The organism is Shewanella aquimarina, from assembly GCF_023349185.1.
Lineage (GTDB): Bacteria > Pseudomonadota > Gammaproteobacteria > Enterobacterales > Shewanellaceae > Shewanella > Shewanella aquimarina.
The window spans coordinates 77,693-94,752 of sequence record NZ_JAKIKY010000010.1 but is presented as its reverse complement, the minus strand read 5'-3'; the positions used below and the strand labels follow the sequence as shown (position 1 = coordinate 94,752).

Genomic DNA, 17,060 nt, shown 5'->3' with positions numbered 1-17,060 from the left:
GCCTTAGCGCCAGGGGTGGGACAACCGATGAACCTCACCAAATTAAGCACTAGTAATCCTGCCGGCACCTTAGTGGCGCTGCTGCTGATCGCGATATTCGGCGTGTTAGCCATAGGCAAGTTGCCGATTCAGCTGTTGCCCGACATTCAGCGGCCGCAAATCTCTGTCTTCAACAACTGGCGCTCGGCGGCGCCACAGGAGATGGAATCCAACATCATAGAGCCTCAAGAGAATGTGTTACGCCAGGTGCCGGGAGTTGTCGAAATGACCTCCAACATCTCTCAGGGCTTTGGCGGCATCACACTCACCTTCGAGGTGGGTAGCGACATGCAGGCGGGGATGATCAATGTGATCAACGCCCTCAACCAGACGCCGCCGCGGCCGCTGGACGCCAACGAGCCCTTCATCAATGTCGGCGGGGGCAACGGTGCGCCGAATCTGGCCTCTCTGCTGATCCGCATGGCGCCGGACAATCCGGCCACCTACTTTGCCCAGTATCAGAAGCTGATCGACGATGTGGTGGAGCCTAGGCTGAGGCTGATCTCAGGCGTAGGCTCGGTGCAACTGCAAAGCCGCCTGCCGAAAGAGCTGCATATCGAGTTCGACCCCTACCGCGCCGCAGCGTTGGGGATCACCTTAGATCAACTGCGCAGCACCCTCTCGCGGGCGGCGGATATCTCGGGCGGTACCGCCAATGTGGGGCGTCGCCAATATACGGTGCGCTTCATTGGTCAGTACACGCCGGAAAACCTAGGCAATCTCATCGTCACCTATAACGAGGGGCGCCCCATCTACCTCAACGAGCTGGCGGATGTGGCCGTTTCTACCGCAGAAGTGCAGGGTTTTACCAAGCGTAATGGTTATCCTGCCTACTATATGACGATAGAAGGCACCTTCGATGCCAATACGGTGAAGGTGCTGGACGGCGTTAACGAGGCGATTGCCGAGCTCAACCAGGGCCCGCTCAAGGAGGCGGGGTTGGTGCTGGATCTCTCCTTCGATGCCTCTGTACATATCAAGCGGGCCATCTGGCTGGTGAAGGGTAACCTGGCGATAGGTGTGGTACTCGCCCTAGTGATCCTCTATGCCTTCCTGCGTAGCTTCCGGGCGACCCTGATGATCGCCTCGACCATCCCCGTCGCGTTGTTGATCGCCTTCTTCTTCCTCGAGATGATGGGGCGTACTCTGAACGTGATCTCTCTAGCAGGCCTTGCCTTCGCCGTGGGGCTGGTGTTGGATGCGGCCATCATAGTGCAGGAAAACATAGTGCGTATCTTGCAGCAGGGGGCACCTGTTCGCGAGGCCATCGCCCGGGGCACAGATCAGGTGAAGGGCGCCCTGCTGGCCTCGACCGCGACGACAGTGGCCATCTTCTTGCCGATCCTGTTTATGCCTGGGGTGGAGGGGCAGCTGTTTTCAGACCTGGCGCTTACCCTGTCGGTGGCCGTGGTCTCCTCTTTTATCAGTGCCATCACCCTGATCCCAGTATTTAGCCTGTTGTGGCTCAAACTCTCCTCACAGGAAGATGGGCAGCAAAAAGGTCGCCTGTGGCAGTGGATATCGACTACTGTCCAGCGCCTCACCGGCGACTTGAAACGCGCCAGCTTCTGGTGTGTCACCCTGATCATAGGGGCCGCCTTGTTGACGTTTGCCCTGATGCCTAGGCCCGACTTTCTGCCCCAGGCGCGCTCCGACGGCATATTTGCCTTTTTTGCGTTGCCGCCGGGCGCCAATGTGAAGACGCTGGAGAAGGAGGTGGGCGATGTGATCATCGAGCGCCTCAAGCCTTACTATGACAAGGAGAAGCAGCCTTATATCAAGGGGTATAACTTCTCCATGTACAGCGCCTTCAACGTGCTCTTCATCTATCCCGAAGACCCGTCTCAGGCCGATACCATGATAGATCTGCTCAACAAGGAGATCTTGGTGGGCCTGCCCGATACCCAGGCCTTCACCAACCGTGGCTCCCTGCTGCAGTTTGGCTTTAATGGCGGCCGGGCGATTAATATCGACCTTCAGGGGGCCGACATGGAGGCCCTGATGGAGACGGCAGGCAAGGGGATGGGGCTCATTCAGGAGGCGCTGCCTGGCGCGGTTGTCAGGCCGATCCCTGGGCTCTCCATGGCACAACCCGAGCTGCAGCTGATCCCTAACGAGCGCCGCCTGGCCCAGGCCGGTGTCGACAGGATACAGATAGCCAATGCCATTCGTGCCTATACCTCTGGCTTGTTTGTGGGCGAGTATTTCGACGGTAACGAGCGCATGGATGTGCTGCTCAAGGGGCCCAAGTGGCAGGTGCCCGAACAGCTGTCGGCGACCCCCGTCTATACCCAGGCGGCGGGCATACAGACCATAGGCGAACTGGCGACCCTCAAGCGCACTGTTGGACCGACTCAGCTGCAGCGGGTTAACGGCAAGCGTAGCGTCAGCCTGTTGATCTTCCCGCCGGCGGATATGTCCTTGGATGAGGCGCTGGAGAAGCTCAACGAATCGGCGGTACCGACCCTGAGAGCCAGCCTGCCGGAGAACAGCTCCCTCATGTATCGTGGTAGTGCCGACAAGCTCGACAGCACCATCAAAGACATGGGAGCCAACTTTGCCCTGGCCGTGGTGATCCTCTTCCTGCTGATGGCGGCCATGTTTAAGTCTGCCAAGGATAGCCTGCTGGTCTTGCTCTCCATGCCGCTGGCGATCTGCGGTGGCGTGGTGAGCCTGCGCCTGCTTAACCTGTTTAGCTTCCAGAGTCTGGATCTGCTGACCATGATAGGTTTCATCATCTTGCTGGGGCTGGTGGTCAATAACGCCATCTTGCTGGTGGATCAGACTCGCCAGAGTTATAGGGACAACCCGGATATCGATCTGGCCATCGCCCAGGCCGTGGCGACCCGTGCCCGCCCCGTGTACATGAGTACCCTGACCTCCATCTTCGGCATGCTGCCGCTGATGTTGGTGCCGGGGGTAGGTAGCGAGATCTATCGTGGCCTGGCGGCGGTTATCGTCGGCGGCATGACCTTTAGTGCCTTGTTTACCCTTATTTTAATGCCCAGCCTGTTGCGTCTGGCCCATAGGCTGAGTCCAGTTACAGATCGGGTGGCCGATGAGCCAGCCCTCGCATCCACCACAGGAGTGAAGTCATGAGATCCTTAATTGTCGGCGTGCTGGCGCTCTCTCTTTTCGGCCCCATGAGCTGGGCTCAGGGCGAGGCGCCTGAGCGTCTGGTGCAGGTGGTTCAGGTTGAGAACCGCGCCCTGTCGCCCAAGATCATGGTGATAGGCTCTGTCCATTCCCGTAACTATGCCGAGCTGACCTCGGGTATCGAGGGCAAGCTAGAGTGGGTGATCGAGGCGGGTACTCAGGTGAAGGCGGGCGAGGTTGTGGCCCGTATCGAGAAGACGCGCCTAGAATTACAGAAGGCTCAGCAGGAGGCCCAGATAGAGTATGAAACCGTGGGACTATCGCGGCTTAACCGCGAGCTGAAGCGGCTGCAGCAGCTGATCGTTAACAAGAATGCCTCGGAAACCGAGTTAGACAAGGCGCGCTCGGACCGTGATCTGGCGGCGGCCAACCTCAAGCTGGCGCAGATCAAGCTCAAGATGATCCTCGATGATATCGCCCGCACCCAGGTGAAGGCGCCCTTTGCCGGCATCATCACGGCGCGTCAGCGTCAGGCGGGCGAGGATATCAGCCGCGCCGAGTCTATCGTCGCTATCACAGACCCGGACAACCTGGAGATCCGCTTGCATGCACCGCTCAAGCACAGCCGCCGGGTGAAGGTGGGGGATGAGCTTAGGGTCTACCACGGCCTGGGAGAGTTCTCCGCTAAGATCCGCAGCCTGATCCCTGTGTCCGACGTGCGCTCGCAGACCTTCGAGGCCCGCATCGACCTGCCGCTGGAGCGCCAGGATATGCTCAACGTTGGCGAGCTGGTGTCTCTTGCCCTGCCGATCGCTCCCAAACAATTGACCACCTTAGTGCCTCGCGATGCCGTGGTGCTGCGCTCCGCCGGTGCCTTCGTGTTCAAGATAGATGAGAGCAACAAGGCGGTGAAGGTGGCCGTGGAGCTGGGTGACGGTGAAGGGGAGTGGATCGCCGTCAAAGGCGAGCTAAGCGACAGGGATCAGGTGGTGATCCGCGGCGCCGAGACGCTGCAAGATGGTCAACAGGTAAAAGTGCAGGGTGACGCCCCGGTGCTGAGCGCCGGTTAATCTATATCTTTGGAGATAGTCGAGCCGACATAGGTCCCACCTGTGTCGGCTTTTTGGTTGAATCTCGGCAGATTGCGGCCAAAAACTGCCGTCGAGATCATAGTCTTCTGATCTCAGCATGGCATAATGAGCGGCAATATTCGCTTTTACTCATATCCTACAGTTAACGCTAAGGTACTCTATGTCTATGCAAGCCGATCCCTGTGCAAAACCCAGCCTAATGCATCCCGATGAAGCCATCATCAAGCTTTTGGAACAAGTTCGTCCATTGGAAGAATCGGAAATGGTGCAGCTTCCCCATGCGCTGGGACGTGTGCTGGCCGAGGATCTGGCGTCTAGCATAGACCTGCCGCCATTCGATAACTCGGCGATGGACGGCTATGCCTTCCGTTTCGAGGATCTGGCCCAGGGAAATCGTTTTACGCTTATCGGTCAATCCTTTGCCGGTCATCCCTTCGAGGGCGAGGCCAGCGCCAATACCTGTGTGCGTATCATGACGGGCGCGCCTGTGCCGCCGGGTTACGACACGGTACAGATGCAGGAGAAGGTCGAGGCAGACGGCGATAGCATAGTGATCGAGGCGCCCAAGGCCCTTGGCGCCAACGTGCGTCGTCGCGGCGAAGAGGTGAAAACTGGCGGTAAGGTGTTGTCGGCAGGGACTCAGATTGGTGCTGCAGAGATGGGCGTGCTGGCCACCATAGGCGCCAGCCAAGTGCGGGTGACCCGTCTGGTGAAGGTCGCCTTCTTCTCTACGGGTGACGAGCTCCGCCCCGTGGGCAGTGAGCTGGCACCGGGTCAGATCTATGACTCTAACCGCTATAGCATTCAGGGGCTATTGAGCCGCGCCAACGTGGAATGGATAGACCTCGGGGTGATTGAGGATGATCCTGAGGCGATCCGCGCCGCGTTCCGTAATGCCGCGGCCAGTGCCGACATGGTGCTCACCTCGGGCGGTGTCTCCGTGGGTGATGCCGATTTTACCAAGCAGATCCTCGACGAGGAGGGGGAGATCACCTTCTGGAAGCTGGCCATCAAGCCGGGTAAGCCGTTCGCCTTCGGGCGCATCGGCGAGGCTGTCTTCTGTGGTCTGCCGGGTAATCCTGTCTCCTCCATGGTGACCTTCTACAAGCTGGTGTGGCCGCTGTTAAATAAGATGCAGGGGCTGCCACAGGTCAAGCCGCTCTCGTTGCAAGCCAAGCTCAAGGGCAACCTGCGTAAGTTCCCCGGCCGAGTCGAATATCAACGTGGTGTGCTGAGTCAAAACGCCCAGGGTGAGGCCGAGGTGAGCGTCACCGGTGGTCAGGGCTCTGGCATGCTGACCTCCATGAGCCTGGCCAACTGCTTTATCATCCTGTCTCAGGATCAGGGGGATACGCCGGACGGTAGCCTGGTGACCGTGGAGCCCTTCAACTCAGTGCTGGCACTCTAGGGGCTGGGCAGATGGAGCCGAATATGCAAGAGGAGATCCTCTCTGACGCTGAGATCCTGCGCTATAGCCGCCATATCTCCATCAAGGCGATGGATTTCGACGGCCAGGAGCGACTCAAGCAGGCCAAGGTGTTGGTGATAGGTGCCGGTGGTTTAGGCTGCGCCGCCACCCAGTATCTTGCCGTCGCGGGTGTGGGTCAGCTGACGCTGGTGGATTTCGATACCGTGGAGCTGTCGAACCTGCAGCGCCAGGTACTGCATCATGATGCCAACATCGGCCAGCCCAAGGTGGAGTCGGCTAAGGCATCGCTGCTGCAGCTTAATCCGCATCTAAAGGTAGAGACGATCAACGCCGTGCTCGATGACGAGCAGATCCTGGCGCTGGTGGCAGAGCATCAGCTGGTGATGGACTGTACCGACAACATAGTGGTGCGTGAACAGCTTAATCAGGCCTGTTTCCGGCACAAGGTACCCCTGGTATCGGCCGCCGCCATACGTATGGAGGGGACGGTCACAGTGTTCGACTATGGCGAGCAGAGCCCATGTTATCACTGCTATAGCAAGCTGTTTGGCGATCAACAGTTGACCTGTGTCGAGTCGGGCATTCTGGCGCCCGTGGTGGGTATGATAGGTTGCCTGCAGGCGGTGGAGGCGATCAAGGTGCTGGCCAAGATGGGTAAGACACTCAGCGGCCGCATCCTGATGATAGATGCCATGACCATGGAGTTTCGCGAGATGAAACTCCCTAAGCAGCCTGGCTGCCAGGTATGCGGTGTGTGAGTGTTTACTTATGGCGAAGTGAGAAGCGAGGTCTGGCCTCGCTTTTTTTATGTCCGGTCGATTTTGCCGTTATCTGAGTATTATACCAATCACAGTAAACATGTGATCAGAAATAGCGCAGGAAAAACGCTTGAGAACAAAGCAGGATTTTTAGATAAGTAGTTATTCTACAATTAAAAATACTAATACAGTTATCGAGCGTTTTAACAAGCTAGAATGCTCAATTGTTTATTACGATTGGTATTACTTCAGGTGTCTGCCGCCATCCAGCGCCAGGGAGCTCCCCGTCACATACTGGCTCTGCATCAGATAGTCGATCGCCTGTAGCACCTCGGTTTCGCCACCCTCTCTTGCCAACACAGACTTGGCCCTGGCCTTGTCGCGATAGTCCTCATCGTCATCTTCATTGAAACAGATCAGCGCCGGGGCGATGGCATTGACCTTGACCTGTGGCGCCAACTTGCCGGCGAAGGAGAGGGTCATATTTTCCAGTGCGGCCTTGCTGGCGGCGTAGGCGATATGCTTCTTGCTGCCCTTCTGCGCCACATAGTCGGTGAGATGGATGATGTCTGTCATGGTCTCTCGGTTTTGCAGTAGCGGTGCCAGGGCGAGGTTGAGTTGATAGGGAGCATAGACATGTACCTGCATCATCTGGCTGATGACCCCATCGACACCCACAGGATCGTCGTCACTCAACCAGAGCGAGGCGTTGTGGATCAGTGCATCCAGGCCTTGGTAACGCAGCTTCAGCGTCTGGATCAGTTCGTCGAGCTGTGCCTGATCGGTAAAGTCACATTGATAGAGGTCGGCGCCCAGTTCGGCGAGGGCGTCTATGCTGGGGTAGTGAGTGCGAAAGGTGCCGAGCACCCTGTGTCCGCGGGCAAGAAAGGCCTTGGCCAGATAGAGGCCGATGCGTTTGCCTACGCCAGTGATGAGTATGTTTTTTTGCATCCTGATGCTCTCTGGAATTGCCGATGTTGGCATCGATAGTAGCCGCGGCGACTCGCCGGGTTCAAGTGCTTTCGGGCCAACCGCCCTTGTCTTGGGGCTTTTTTATCTGGATGGTTATAAGTTTATTCTCCTCCAATAAATCTTTTATTGTTTGTGTTCGAATTATATCGCCGGTTGTCGATATGCCGATCAATACAGTTTTTATCCGGAAAAATAGATATATATGGCCAAATTTTGGCTTCAATTTGGAATAACACCGCTATGGCTGTTACAATGGGGGCGAATATTTTTATTATATTGCTATGAGTTCAAATCATTTTAATCGAATCTAAATGATGGCCTGGTGGCGATTCTTTGAGGTTTTAACGGAGAGAATCGATGACGAAAGGTATTGATAAATACAGCATTGAAAGCACCGACTATACGGTTGGTCAGGACAATGTGCAGAAGTGGGGGTTTGATGTACACAACCCCGTATTTGGGGTGAGTGCCGGGTTGATCGCTGCCTTCTTGCTGGCGACCCTACTGACCGATCCCGAGACGGCTAAGTCTGTGCTCGACGGTATCAAGTGGAAGATTATTGGCGCGTTCGACTGGTTGTTTATCTGGTCGGGCAATATTTTTGTGATCTTCTGCCTGGGTCTAATCCTGTCGCCGTATGGCAAGATACGCCTGGGTGGCAACGAGGCCACGGCGGACTACTCTTTCCTCTCTTGGTTGTCCATGCTATTTGCGGCAGGCATGGGGATAGGCTTGATGTTCTGGAGTGTGGCCGAGCCGGTGGCCTACTTCACCGGCTGGTATGAGACGCCGCTTGGGGTCGAGCCCAACACGCCCGAGGCGGCCAAATTGGCCTTAGGTGCCACCATGTTCCACTGGGGTCTGCACCCCTGGGCCATCTATGGTGTGGTCGCCCTGTCGCTGGCATTTTTCACCTACAACAAGGGTATGCCTCTCTCTATCCGCTCCATCTTCTATCCCCTGCTGGGTGACAGAGCCTGGGGCTGGGCGGGTCACATAGTCGATATCCTCGCCGTGTTGGCCACCCTGTTTGGCCTGGCTACTTCGCTAGGACTCGGGGCGCAGCAGGCCGCCAGTGGTATCCACCATGTGTTTGGCATAGATGCCGGCCTTGGGCTGCAGATGATAGTGATTGTCGGTGTGACCCTGCTTGCCGTGGTCTCTGTGGTGCGCGGCATCGACGGTGGCGTTAAGGTGATCAGTAATATCAATATGATCGTCGCCTTCCTGTTGCTTATCTTGGTGGCCATGATCGGCTATGCCGTGAGTCTGGGCACCATTCCCACCACCCTGATGGCCTATGTGGAGAACATCATTCCCCTGAGTAATCCTCACGGCCGTACCGATGAGGCCTGGTTCCAGGGTTGGACGGTATTCTATTGGGCGTGGTGGATCTCCTGGTCGCCTTTCGTGGGCATGTTTATCGCCAGGGTCTCTAAGGGCCGTACAGTGCGTGAGTTCATTACCGCAGTGCTGCTGGTACCTACGGCTGTGACCCTTATTTGGATGTCGGTATTTGGCGGCATGGCGATCGATCAAGTGGTCAACAAGGTTGGCGAGCTGGGTGAGAAAGGCCTGACCGATGTGCCGCTGGCCATGTTCCAGATGTTCGATGTATTACCCTTCGGCACTCTGTTATCCATCATCGCCGTGGTGCTGGTATTGGTGTTCTTCATCACCTCGTCGGATTCCGGCTCTCTGGTGATCGACAGCATTACTGCCGGCGGCAAGATAGACGCGCCCGTACCGCAACGTGTGTTCTGGGCGCTGTTGGAAGGTGCGATTGCCATGGCACTGCTGTGGATTGGCGGCACTGGGGCGATTCAGGCCTTGCAGGCCGGAGCTATCTCGACCGCGCTACCCTTTACCGTGATTCTGTTGCTGATGTGTGTCAGCCTGCTCAAGGGGATGCGTACCGAGCGCTTCTAAAGCTGAGTCGGTTAAAGTTAACAAAAGAGGCGGCCTGGCCGCCTTTTTTATTGCCAAAAATCCTTGATAGGACGGCTGGGGTCGAAGTGATGAGCGACCTGTGCCTGCAGCAGCTCGGCGGTGGCGATGGCATCGGTTAGGGCGTTGTGGGGCGGATAGCTGGGCAGGCCGTATCTCGAGCGGCTTTGCCCCAGCCTTACCGAGCCCGGCTTGTCGCCCTTGAGACGATTGAGCAGGCCGCCATGCTGGCGATTCTGTATGTCGGTTTCCAGTGCCATGGTGTCTATCACGGGAAATTCTATCCCCTGCCGAATACGGTTGATCAGCGCCCGTTCGAGGAAGCGTCGCTCTATCTCTTGATAGTGCACCACCATGATCTTACCCGTCATCTGCTGCAGTACCTGTTCGAAGATGGCGGAAAAATCTGGTGCGTCCAGGATGTCGCTGTGGGTGATGCCGTGGATGATCACCGACTCCTCGGCCAGCTGTTCTCTGGGTCTTACCGTCCAGTGTTTGGCGCGGTTGAGAAAGATGCGCCGCAGATTAAAGGGCACTGTGCCTATGCTGACGATATCATCCTTGTCGACATTCAGGCCCGTGGTCTCGAAATCCATGGCCAGAAACTCTATCTCCGCCAGCGGGGTGTCGGGATCGGGCAGGCCTCCCATGTAGTACTGGCGTAAGCCTTCATGCTCAGTGGTCTTGAGTCTCTGTTCGAACTTACCGGGCCAGTCGATGCTAGGCGGTGAGAGTAGCTTCTTCAGCATCTTGGCCTCACTTAAACTGATTGCTGGCGTTGTAGCGGAACTTGAGGAAGTTCTGGGCATTACTCAAGATCTGAAACGCATCCTTGAGGTTACGCCGCTCGAAGTCGGATAGATTTTCCGGCTCTATGTTGTTGTCGGGATCTATGCCTTGCTCGACATCAAAAGCCTGATGGCGGATACGGACCATGGAGATGAACTCCATGGCGTCGCGCAGATCCTGAGCACGGCCCTTGGGAAGAATATTGGCGTCTATGATGTCGTCCAAGCGCTCGAAGGAGTTACGAGAGCGTGAGCCGACCGCCAGGGCGTGTACTCGGATCAGATCCGCCAGCGGCGCCGTGCCGCGTCGCTTGAGGTTGATGGAGTTGTTATGGCGGCCATCTTTCTCCATCACGAAGTCTTTGAAGAAGCCCAGTGGTGGGGTGCGATTGAGGGCGTTGCGGGCCAGGCAGGCCAGGAAGCGGTTGTTCTTCCGTGCCCGGCGTACGATGAAACCGTTGAGCTGCTCGGCCCACTTGAGGCGGCCATAGACGCCGTCGAGATCGAAGAAGATGGAGGCGTTAAGCAGGGCCTTGGGGTTGGGGTCGTCGATCCAGTCGGCGAAACAGGCTTCCCACTCTTTGCGGGTCATGCGCCACATAGGGTTGGTGGCCATGATATCGCCGGTGCAGTAGCTGTAGCCGCAGCGATCCAGGGCGTCGCAGACAAACAGGGCCAGCTGGCTGAAGTAGTCGTCGTGTTTGCCCTTGTCGAAGCTGTCGTCGAGTATGATGGCATTGTCCTGGTCGGTGACGATCAGCTGTTCGTCGCGGCCCATGGAGCCGAGAGCCAGGAAGCAGTAGGGGATGGGCGGCGGCCCGAGTTTCTCTTCGGCCATTTCGAGTATGCGCTGCTTGAAGCTACGGCCGATCACCGACATGGCGCTGCCCACCATGTGGGAGTTGGCATCCTCGTTGACCAGACGCACGAAGCTATCTTTAACCTGGGCAGAAAGCGTCGCCAGATCTTCCAGGCTCTGCTGCTGGAAGATGCTGCTGACCAAGAGGAGCGAGTTCTGTGACTCGTATCTGACGATATCCGTGGCTTCTATGATGCCTATGGGCTTGCGTCCCTTGCATACCGGCAGGTGGTGCACGTTGTAGCGCAGCATGGTGAGCATGGCCTCGTAGACATAGGCGTTATGATCTAGGGTGATCACCTCTGTGCTCACCACGCTAGCCAGTTCGGTGGCCGGGTCGATGCCTTCGGCGACGACCCGGGTGCAGAGATCCCTGTCCGTGATGATCCCCAGCAGGGGCGAGACATCGGATTCCTCATCGTCCAAGACGTCCGGATCGATCACCAGCAGGGAGGAGACATTCTCCTGGGCCATTCGGATGGCCGCCTGCTGTATGCTCTCATCTTTATGGATCACCGGGGCATCCCGGGTCAGCAGGGTCTTCACCTTAGAGGTGGTCAGGTCATTTTGATCGCTGGAGTTAGATACCGTCTGGCGCAGGCGGGCGCTGTCTTCCACCTCGACGAAGTCGGCAAAGGTATCGTGCTGCTCATAGAGCTCCTGGAAGATCGCCTCGGGAATGCAATAGACCAGGGTATCTTCTATCGCCTTGACGGGGAAACGCACCTTGTTGTTGGTCAGCAGGCCCATTTGGCCGAAGAGATCGCCGCTGTCCAGGCGGTTATAGAGTTCGCCCTTGCGTCGATAGACCTCCACCACGCCGCTGCGCACCATGTAGAGGTCATGGATATGATCGCCGAAGTGGATGATGGGGGTGTCTTGGCGATAGTAGGCGATCTCCACATGGCGACTGACCATGCTGATCACCTCTTCGGGCAGGGCGTTAAACGGGGGATACTGGACTAAGAAGTTTTGGATCTCGTTTAACTCTGCTTCCATCGGCTTGCCTGTAGATGTTTTGCTAATACCCTACATACTACCCCATAGCACAGGCTTTGTAAGGCGATGAAGCCAAAAGATTTCGGGCTAATGGGCCGTCCACAGCATTTGACCACACTGGCTGAGATCATAGCCGCCGAGTTGCGCGGCGAGCTGTCGGCTCTGGGGGCTGCCCAGCATCTCGAACAGCGCCTGAAGCTGACGTCTGAAGTAGATCCCCTGGGGCATCACGAAGTCGAAAGATTCGGTCACAAGGGGCACGAAGCTCAGGCCGCTCTCCAGCGCCACGGATTGGCAGCCGAAGCCTATGTCGGCCTCGTTGCGGGCGATGAAGCCTGCCAGCTCACGCTCGCTGTAGGCGGTGATCTGGGGATTGAGCTGCTCTATGCTGGCCCCTTGTTTGATCAGCCAGTGTTCCAGATGCTGCTGGCTACCTGCACCCGCCTGGCGTCCCACCCAGCGCCAGGGCAGACCTATCACCTTATCCTCCTCCTGACATCTGTGGTGCATCTCGCTGCGCATCATCAGCCCCTGCTGACGGGTATAGCCGTGTACCATCACCCACTGCTGGTGGTTAGGGTAGCCCTTTAACAGGGCTGGGTGGCGAATGTTACGCTCTTCCACATTACCCCAATGCAGGGTGCAGACGTCTGCATAGCCGCGAGACAAGAGGTCCAGCCCCATGCGAGAGCCTGTGGAGCTGTAGCTGATCAGGTCACTCTTGCCTATCTTAGACATGAGACGGGCCACCAACATGGAGAGCAGGGGATCGTCGCTGCCCGTGATATGCATGCGATCCGACAGCATGCCGCTATGGCAGGAGTCCATGACCCAACGATCGATCAGTATCTTGGGAAACAGCCACTTACCCGTCACCTTGGTGGCGGGCAATATGCGGTCGTTGGCCATGGAGTAGACCTTCTTCTCGTTCAGGTCGAGATACTCGGCGACCTGCTTGGCGCTCATGTAGACGAGTTCGCTGGGTTCAGTCATGGATAGTCCTTTAAACCTTTGCCGTTAACCTAGGTTGCGTTTCGGCGGCGTGGCATCAAATTCGATATTTTCCGCACCATGGTAGATGAGGAAGTGGCGCCCCTTGGCACGGGCGATCATGGTGATCCCCAGCTTCTGGGCCAGTTCCAGCCCCATCTGGGTGGCACCGCTGCGCGAAAGCAGGACGGGGATCCCCATCTTGGCCACCTTGATCACCATCTCAGAGGTGAGTCGCCCAGTAGTGTAGAACAGCTTGTTGCCGCCCCTCTGCTGCTTGAGCCACATCTCGCCGGCCAGTGTATCTACCGCGTTATGGCGGCCGACATCTTCGACGAAGCCGATGATCTGATCGCCCTCACACAGGCCACAACCATGCACGGCGCCGGCATTCTTATAGGTCTCGTTGTAGGCGCTGATGTTATTGAGCAGGCTATAGAGCATGCTCTGTTTCAGCCTTGGGGTCGGCAGGCGAATATCTTCGACGCCATCCATGAAGCCGCCATACACAGTGCCCTGGCCGCAACCTGTGGTCACCGTCTTCTCCGCCAGCTTCTCTTCCAGGTGTGCGGTCGACTCCTTGGTGATCACCGCCGCCGAGTTAATCCCCCAATCCACGATCACAGACTCGAGCTGATGGACGTCGCTGATGAAGCCCTGATTTTTCAGGTAGCCCAGTGCCAACGCCTCGGGACGGGCACCGAGTGTCATCAGGGTCACTATGGGACGCCAGTTCAGGTAGAGGGTGAGGGGACGTTCACAGGCGATATACTTGTCGACCACTTCGCCCTGCTCGTTGATGGCCTTCACGGCCATGGTGAGTGGGGCATCGGCCTGGGTCTTGACCAGTGTGGGGTGTTTATAACTTGTCATTGCTCTCGTCTTGTTGCATTGGGGGCGCACTGAGCATAGCAAGTATCGTTCCCATGCAATGATTTCGAGTGTAAATGCGTGATCCAGGCGTCGACTTTGTGCGATGTCGCCCTTTTCTGTCCCGGCCAAAATGGCTTTTAGGACAAATTGTCCTACGCTTGTTAGGGATTTGATGATCCAGTTCAAACTATTCCCCTTCTGGCGATGGCATGTAAATTGCTTTGTTAGGTCTATCGCTAACCCAATGCCCGGCGAATCTGCAATACGCCGGCCTGCTAGGCAAAACGGAGACGCAATGCAACATACCGAAAGTCAATGGCCCATGTATGTCTCACTGAAAAAGGTGGAGAAACAGATGGGGCGCTGGACCGCTGAAAGTTGGGAGTTAGATCAGATAGTCCCAGCCACTCAGCCCGCGCCTGCCGGGGCCCACATCGTCATGCTGGAGCTCTACAAAGATGAGCGCGGTAGCTATCGCATCAACCTGGATATGGATAATGCCATGCTCTACGTGGTGTGCGACGAGCTGGAAGATGGTACCTGGGTACCCGCCTATATCTCGGCCGACCAAAATGTCGCAGCCGGTTGCCTTGAAGGCGACACTCCTGTGCTGAATTTTCCCATGCCTAAGGCGATCGCCTGTTGGATCGAGGCCTTCATCACCCGTCACGGCGAGGTGGAGATCTGCGCCCATAGGCGCAAGCATGTTAATCGCCGTAAGAACGAGGGGCCGAGTACCAATCCGGATAGGGGGCTGGTGTCCTGATGAGTGATAAACCAAGCGGACTCTTCGCACGCTGGACCCAGCGTCGCCAGCAGGTGCAGGCCGAGGAAGAGGCGGCGCGCCTGGCCGAACAGACCGAGGAGCAAGTTGCTCCGCCTTCGGTTGAGGCCGAAGGTGCAGAAGTTAACGAGCCGAGCGACCAAGCCTCTGGTGAAGAGAAGAAGATACTGACCGCCGAGGACCTGCCGGATCCCGAGAAGATAGAGGTGGGCGGCAGCTTCGCCAGTTTCATGGCCGACAATGTCGACCCAGAAGCTAAGACGGCGGCCCTGCGAGCCCTGTGGAAACAGCCTCACTATAACGAGATCGATGGCCTGCTGGAATATGCCCTGGACTATACGGATCAACCCAAGTTGACCGCCGAGGTATCGGCCGAATTAGCCAAGAAGGTCTTCAGGCATCTGACTAAGGATGAAGAGGCGGCGGAGGCTGGCGCCGACGCGGCTGAAACACAGCAGGCGCAGCAGGAAAACGCTGCGGCGCAGGTCGAGGACAATTTGGACAGGGCATCCGATGAGGTGCCCCAAAATGAACCAGAATTACAGGCATCAACCAAGCCACCTGTTGTTTAAGGTAAGTTTAGAGTGCTTTTAAATCCATAAATTTGGTACGTGAATTGCTGTATTAACCGCAATTAACAACGAGTTAGATAATCGTTGAATTCAGGGTGAAGCTGGCGCAACAAGCGCATGCCGTCAGAGCACAACAGCCACCCGGCTGATACAGCAGCCAAATACTGCTTAGGAACGCAATGTGAGCATGCATTTAGAGACGAGCGACAATTTGGCCCACCTGAAACAGGTGCGCCAGCAAGTGTTGGGACAGACACAAATTCTGCAAAACCTGATCCCACCCACAGTGAGTTACACTACTGAGGGCAATGTGTTGATCATTGGTCCGGAAGACTTGGCACGCCTGGCGGCCGACAAGCTGGCCAATATGGGTCAGCGCGCCATTTTGGCCAACGAGTCGATCACCAGCCAGGATGAAGACCACCTGGAGAAGGTGATGAGCGCCGCCGAAGATGTCGAGAGCTACTACAACAAGCTCATCGAGATCAAAGGCTTCCTGGGGCAATTCCAGGTCAAGGTTGAGCACGACAACGGCACCGCCGACCTCAGCCTGGTGGCCATTCGTAAGGCCCATTTCGATCTTATCCTCGACCTTAGCCAAGCGCCCTGCATCAACCTCGAGATGCTGCCACCGGGTTACTTCTACGTGGGGCAGGATGAGGCCAAGTTGATGGATGCCATCGCCCAGCTGCCCGAGTTGATCGGCGAGTTCGATAAGCCTCGCTACGTCAAGGTGAACAGCGACATCTGTGCTCACCACAGAAACGGTATCGATGGCTGTAACCGCTGCCTCAACTTCTGCCCGGCCGATGCCATCGCCAGCGTAGATCACAAGATAGAGATCGACCCTTACCTCTGCCACGGTGCGGGCAGCTGTACCAATGCCTGCCCAACGGGAGCCATCAGTTACGATCTGCCGACGCCACAGGCGCTTCACTCCTACCTGAACAAGCTGGTGACACGCTTCCGCAGTGCGGCGCAGACCGCCCCCGTGATTTTGTTCCACGATGCCAGCCTGGGTGCCTCACTGATCGGCGACGAGCTGCCTGGTGCCATCTTGCCGGTAGAACTCGAGGAGATCACGGTCGCCAGCATGGATCACTGGATGGCGGCTTTGGCCTGGGGCGCACGTCAGATCTTAGTGCTCAACACTGAGGCCACCGCGCCGACCCTGACTCAGATGCTCAACGGCGAGCTCAAGCTGGCCAACGAGATCCTCGATGAGATGGGTCAGCCCCAGCGTGTCAGCGTGATTGAGGCCAAGCAGATTGCCGAGCTAGCCGCGCTGATCGAGCCGAGCGCCAGCTGGCCTGTGATAGTGCCGGGTGAATTCGCTGCCACCACTAAGCGTGAGACCCTCTACGCGGCGATCGATCACCTCAACAGCCAGGCGGCCTCTACCGATGCCTGCCTGAGCAAGAGCAATATTCCTTACGGCAAGGTGAGTGTTAACACAGATAACTGCACCTTGTGTCTCTCCTGTGTGTCGACCTGTCCTACCCAGGCGCTGACCGACGGCGGCGATAAGCCGGCGCTCTATTTTGTCGAGCAGGACTGCGTACAGTGCGGCCTGTGTGAGTCGGCCTGTCCGGAGAAGGTGATCAGCCTGACACCACAGATTAATTTCGATGCGGCGGCCCGTCAGAGCCGTCAAACCCTGAATGAGGAGGCCCCGTTCGAATGTATTCGTTGTGGTACCCCATTCGCCACCCAATCCATGGTGCAACGGATGCTGGATGTAGTCGGCGGACACAGTGCCTTTAGCGCGAATACCGAGCGTCTGAAGATGTGTAGCGACTGCCGGGTAAAAGACATGTTTGAAGACATACTTCAAGATCCTGAAAAGCAACTGCGATAAGAGTT

Annotated in this window: 13 protein-coding genes; 8 read left to right on the top strand and 5 right to left on the bottom strand. The window is 57.0% G+C overall.

The features are described 5' to 3' along the window. Positions 1-27: 27 nt before the first annotated feature. The 4 genes from L2731_RS13425 (at position 28) to moeB (ending at position 6,413) form a co-directional block, all read left to right on the top strand. Positions 28-3,138: an efflux RND transporter permease subunit gene (locus L2731_RS13425; RefSeq protein ID WP_249253608.1), complete on the top strand. Its 3,111-nt coding sequence runs from the start codon at positions 28-30 to the stop codon at positions 3,136-3,138. Further along, positions 3,135-4,205: an efflux RND transporter periplasmic adaptor subunit gene (locus L2731_RS13420; protein ID WP_239853880.1), complete on the top strand. Its 1,071-nt coding sequence runs from the start codon at positions 3,135-3,137 to the stop codon at positions 4,203-4,205. Before L2731_RS13425 ends, L2731_RS13420 begins: the two co-directional genes overlap by 4 nt. Before the next feature lie 181 nt (positions 4,206-4,386). Then, on the top strand, positions 4,387-5,634 hold the full coding sequence (gene moeA / locus L2731_RS13415; protein ID WP_249253606.1) for a molybdopterin molybdotransferase MoeA: 1,248 nt from the start codon (positions 4,387-4,389) through the stop codon (positions 5,632-5,634). Positions 5,635-5,645: 11 nt separating this feature from the next. Further along, positions 5,646-6,413 (top strand): molybdopterin-synthase adenylyltransferase MoeB, encoded by a 768-nt coding sequence (moeB, locus tag L2731_RS13410; protein WP_239882204.1) that lies wholly within the window; start codon positions 5,646-5,648, stop codon positions 6,411-6,413. 243 nt (positions 6,414-6,656) lie between these two features. Here moeB and folM read toward each other — a convergent pair whose 3' ends face one another. Next, on the bottom strand, positions 6,657-7,364 hold the full coding sequence (gene folM, locus L2731_RS13405) for a dihydromonapterin reductase (RefSeq protein WP_249253604.1): 708 nt from the start codon (positions 7,362-7,364) through the stop codon (positions 6,657-6,659). A 378-nt stretch (positions 7,365-7,742) separates the two neighbouring features. Between folM and L2731_RS13400 the strand changes: the two genes are divergently transcribed. After that, positions 7,743-9,314 carry a BCCT family transporter gene (locus L2731_RS13400; RefSeq protein ID WP_249253602.1) on the top strand — a complete coding sequence of 524 codons (1,572 nt, stop codon included), beginning with the start codon at positions 7,743-7,745 and terminating at the stop codon, positions 9,312-9,314. Between the two features lie 47 nt (positions 9,315-9,361). On the opposite strand, the gene L2731_RS13395 is transcribed toward L2731_RS13400, so the two are convergent. The 4 genes from L2731_RS13395 to L2731_RS13380 all read right to left on the bottom strand — a co-directional run bounded on the left by L2731_RS13395 (position 9,362) and on the right by L2731_RS13380 (position 13,841). Next, positions 9,362-10,081, bottom strand: coding sequence for a 3'-5' exonuclease (locus tag L2731_RS13395; RefSeq protein ID WP_239853885.1), 720 nt, complete (start codon positions 10,079-10,081; stop codon positions 9,362-9,364). A gap of 7 nt (positions 10,082-10,088) precedes the next feature. Next, positions 10,089-11,978 (bottom strand): DUF294 nucleotidyltransferase-like domain-containing protein, encoded by a 1,890-nt coding sequence (locus L2731_RS13390; RefSeq protein ID WP_249253600.1) that lies wholly within the window; start codon positions 11,976-11,978, stop codon positions 10,089-10,091. 87 nt (positions 11,979-12,065) lie between these two features. After that, positions 12,066-12,971, bottom strand: a complete 906-nt coding sequence (locus tag L2731_RS13385) for a substrate-binding domain-containing protein (protein WP_249253598.1) — start codon at positions 12,969-12,971, stop codon at positions 12,066-12,068. 24 nt (positions 12,972-12,995) lie between these two features. After that, a complete protein-coding gene (locus L2731_RS13380) occupies positions 12,996-13,841 on the bottom strand; it encodes a formate dehydrogenase accessory sulfurtransferase FdhD (protein WP_249253596.1) in 846 nt (281 codons plus the stop codon). Between the two features lie 295 nt (positions 13,842-14,136). Between L2731_RS13380 and L2731_RS13375 the strand changes: the two genes are divergently transcribed. The 3 genes from L2731_RS13375 to L2731_RS13365 all read left to right on the top strand — a co-directional run bounded on the left by L2731_RS13375 (position 14,137) and on the right by L2731_RS13365 (position 17,055). Continuing rightward, positions 14,137-14,607, top strand: a complete 471-nt coding sequence (locus L2731_RS13375) for a DUF3305 domain-containing protein (protein ID WP_144202355.1) — start codon at positions 14,137-14,139, stop codon at positions 14,605-14,607. Then, on the top strand, positions 14,607-15,197 hold the full coding sequence (locus L2731_RS13370; protein WP_249253594.1) for a DUF3306 domain-containing protein: 591 nt from the start codon (positions 14,607-14,609) through the stop codon (positions 15,195-15,197). Before L2731_RS13375 ends, L2731_RS13370 begins: the two co-directional genes overlap by 1 nt. Positions 15,198-15,384: 187 nt before the next feature. Next, the gene (locus L2731_RS13365; RefSeq protein WP_249253701.1) at positions 15,385-17,055 is read left to right on the top strand and encodes a 4Fe-4S binding protein; all 1,671 of its coding nucleotides are present in this window, start codon (positions 15,385-15,387) and stop codon (positions 17,053-17,055) included. Positions 17,056-17,060: the final 5 nt, after the last annotated feature.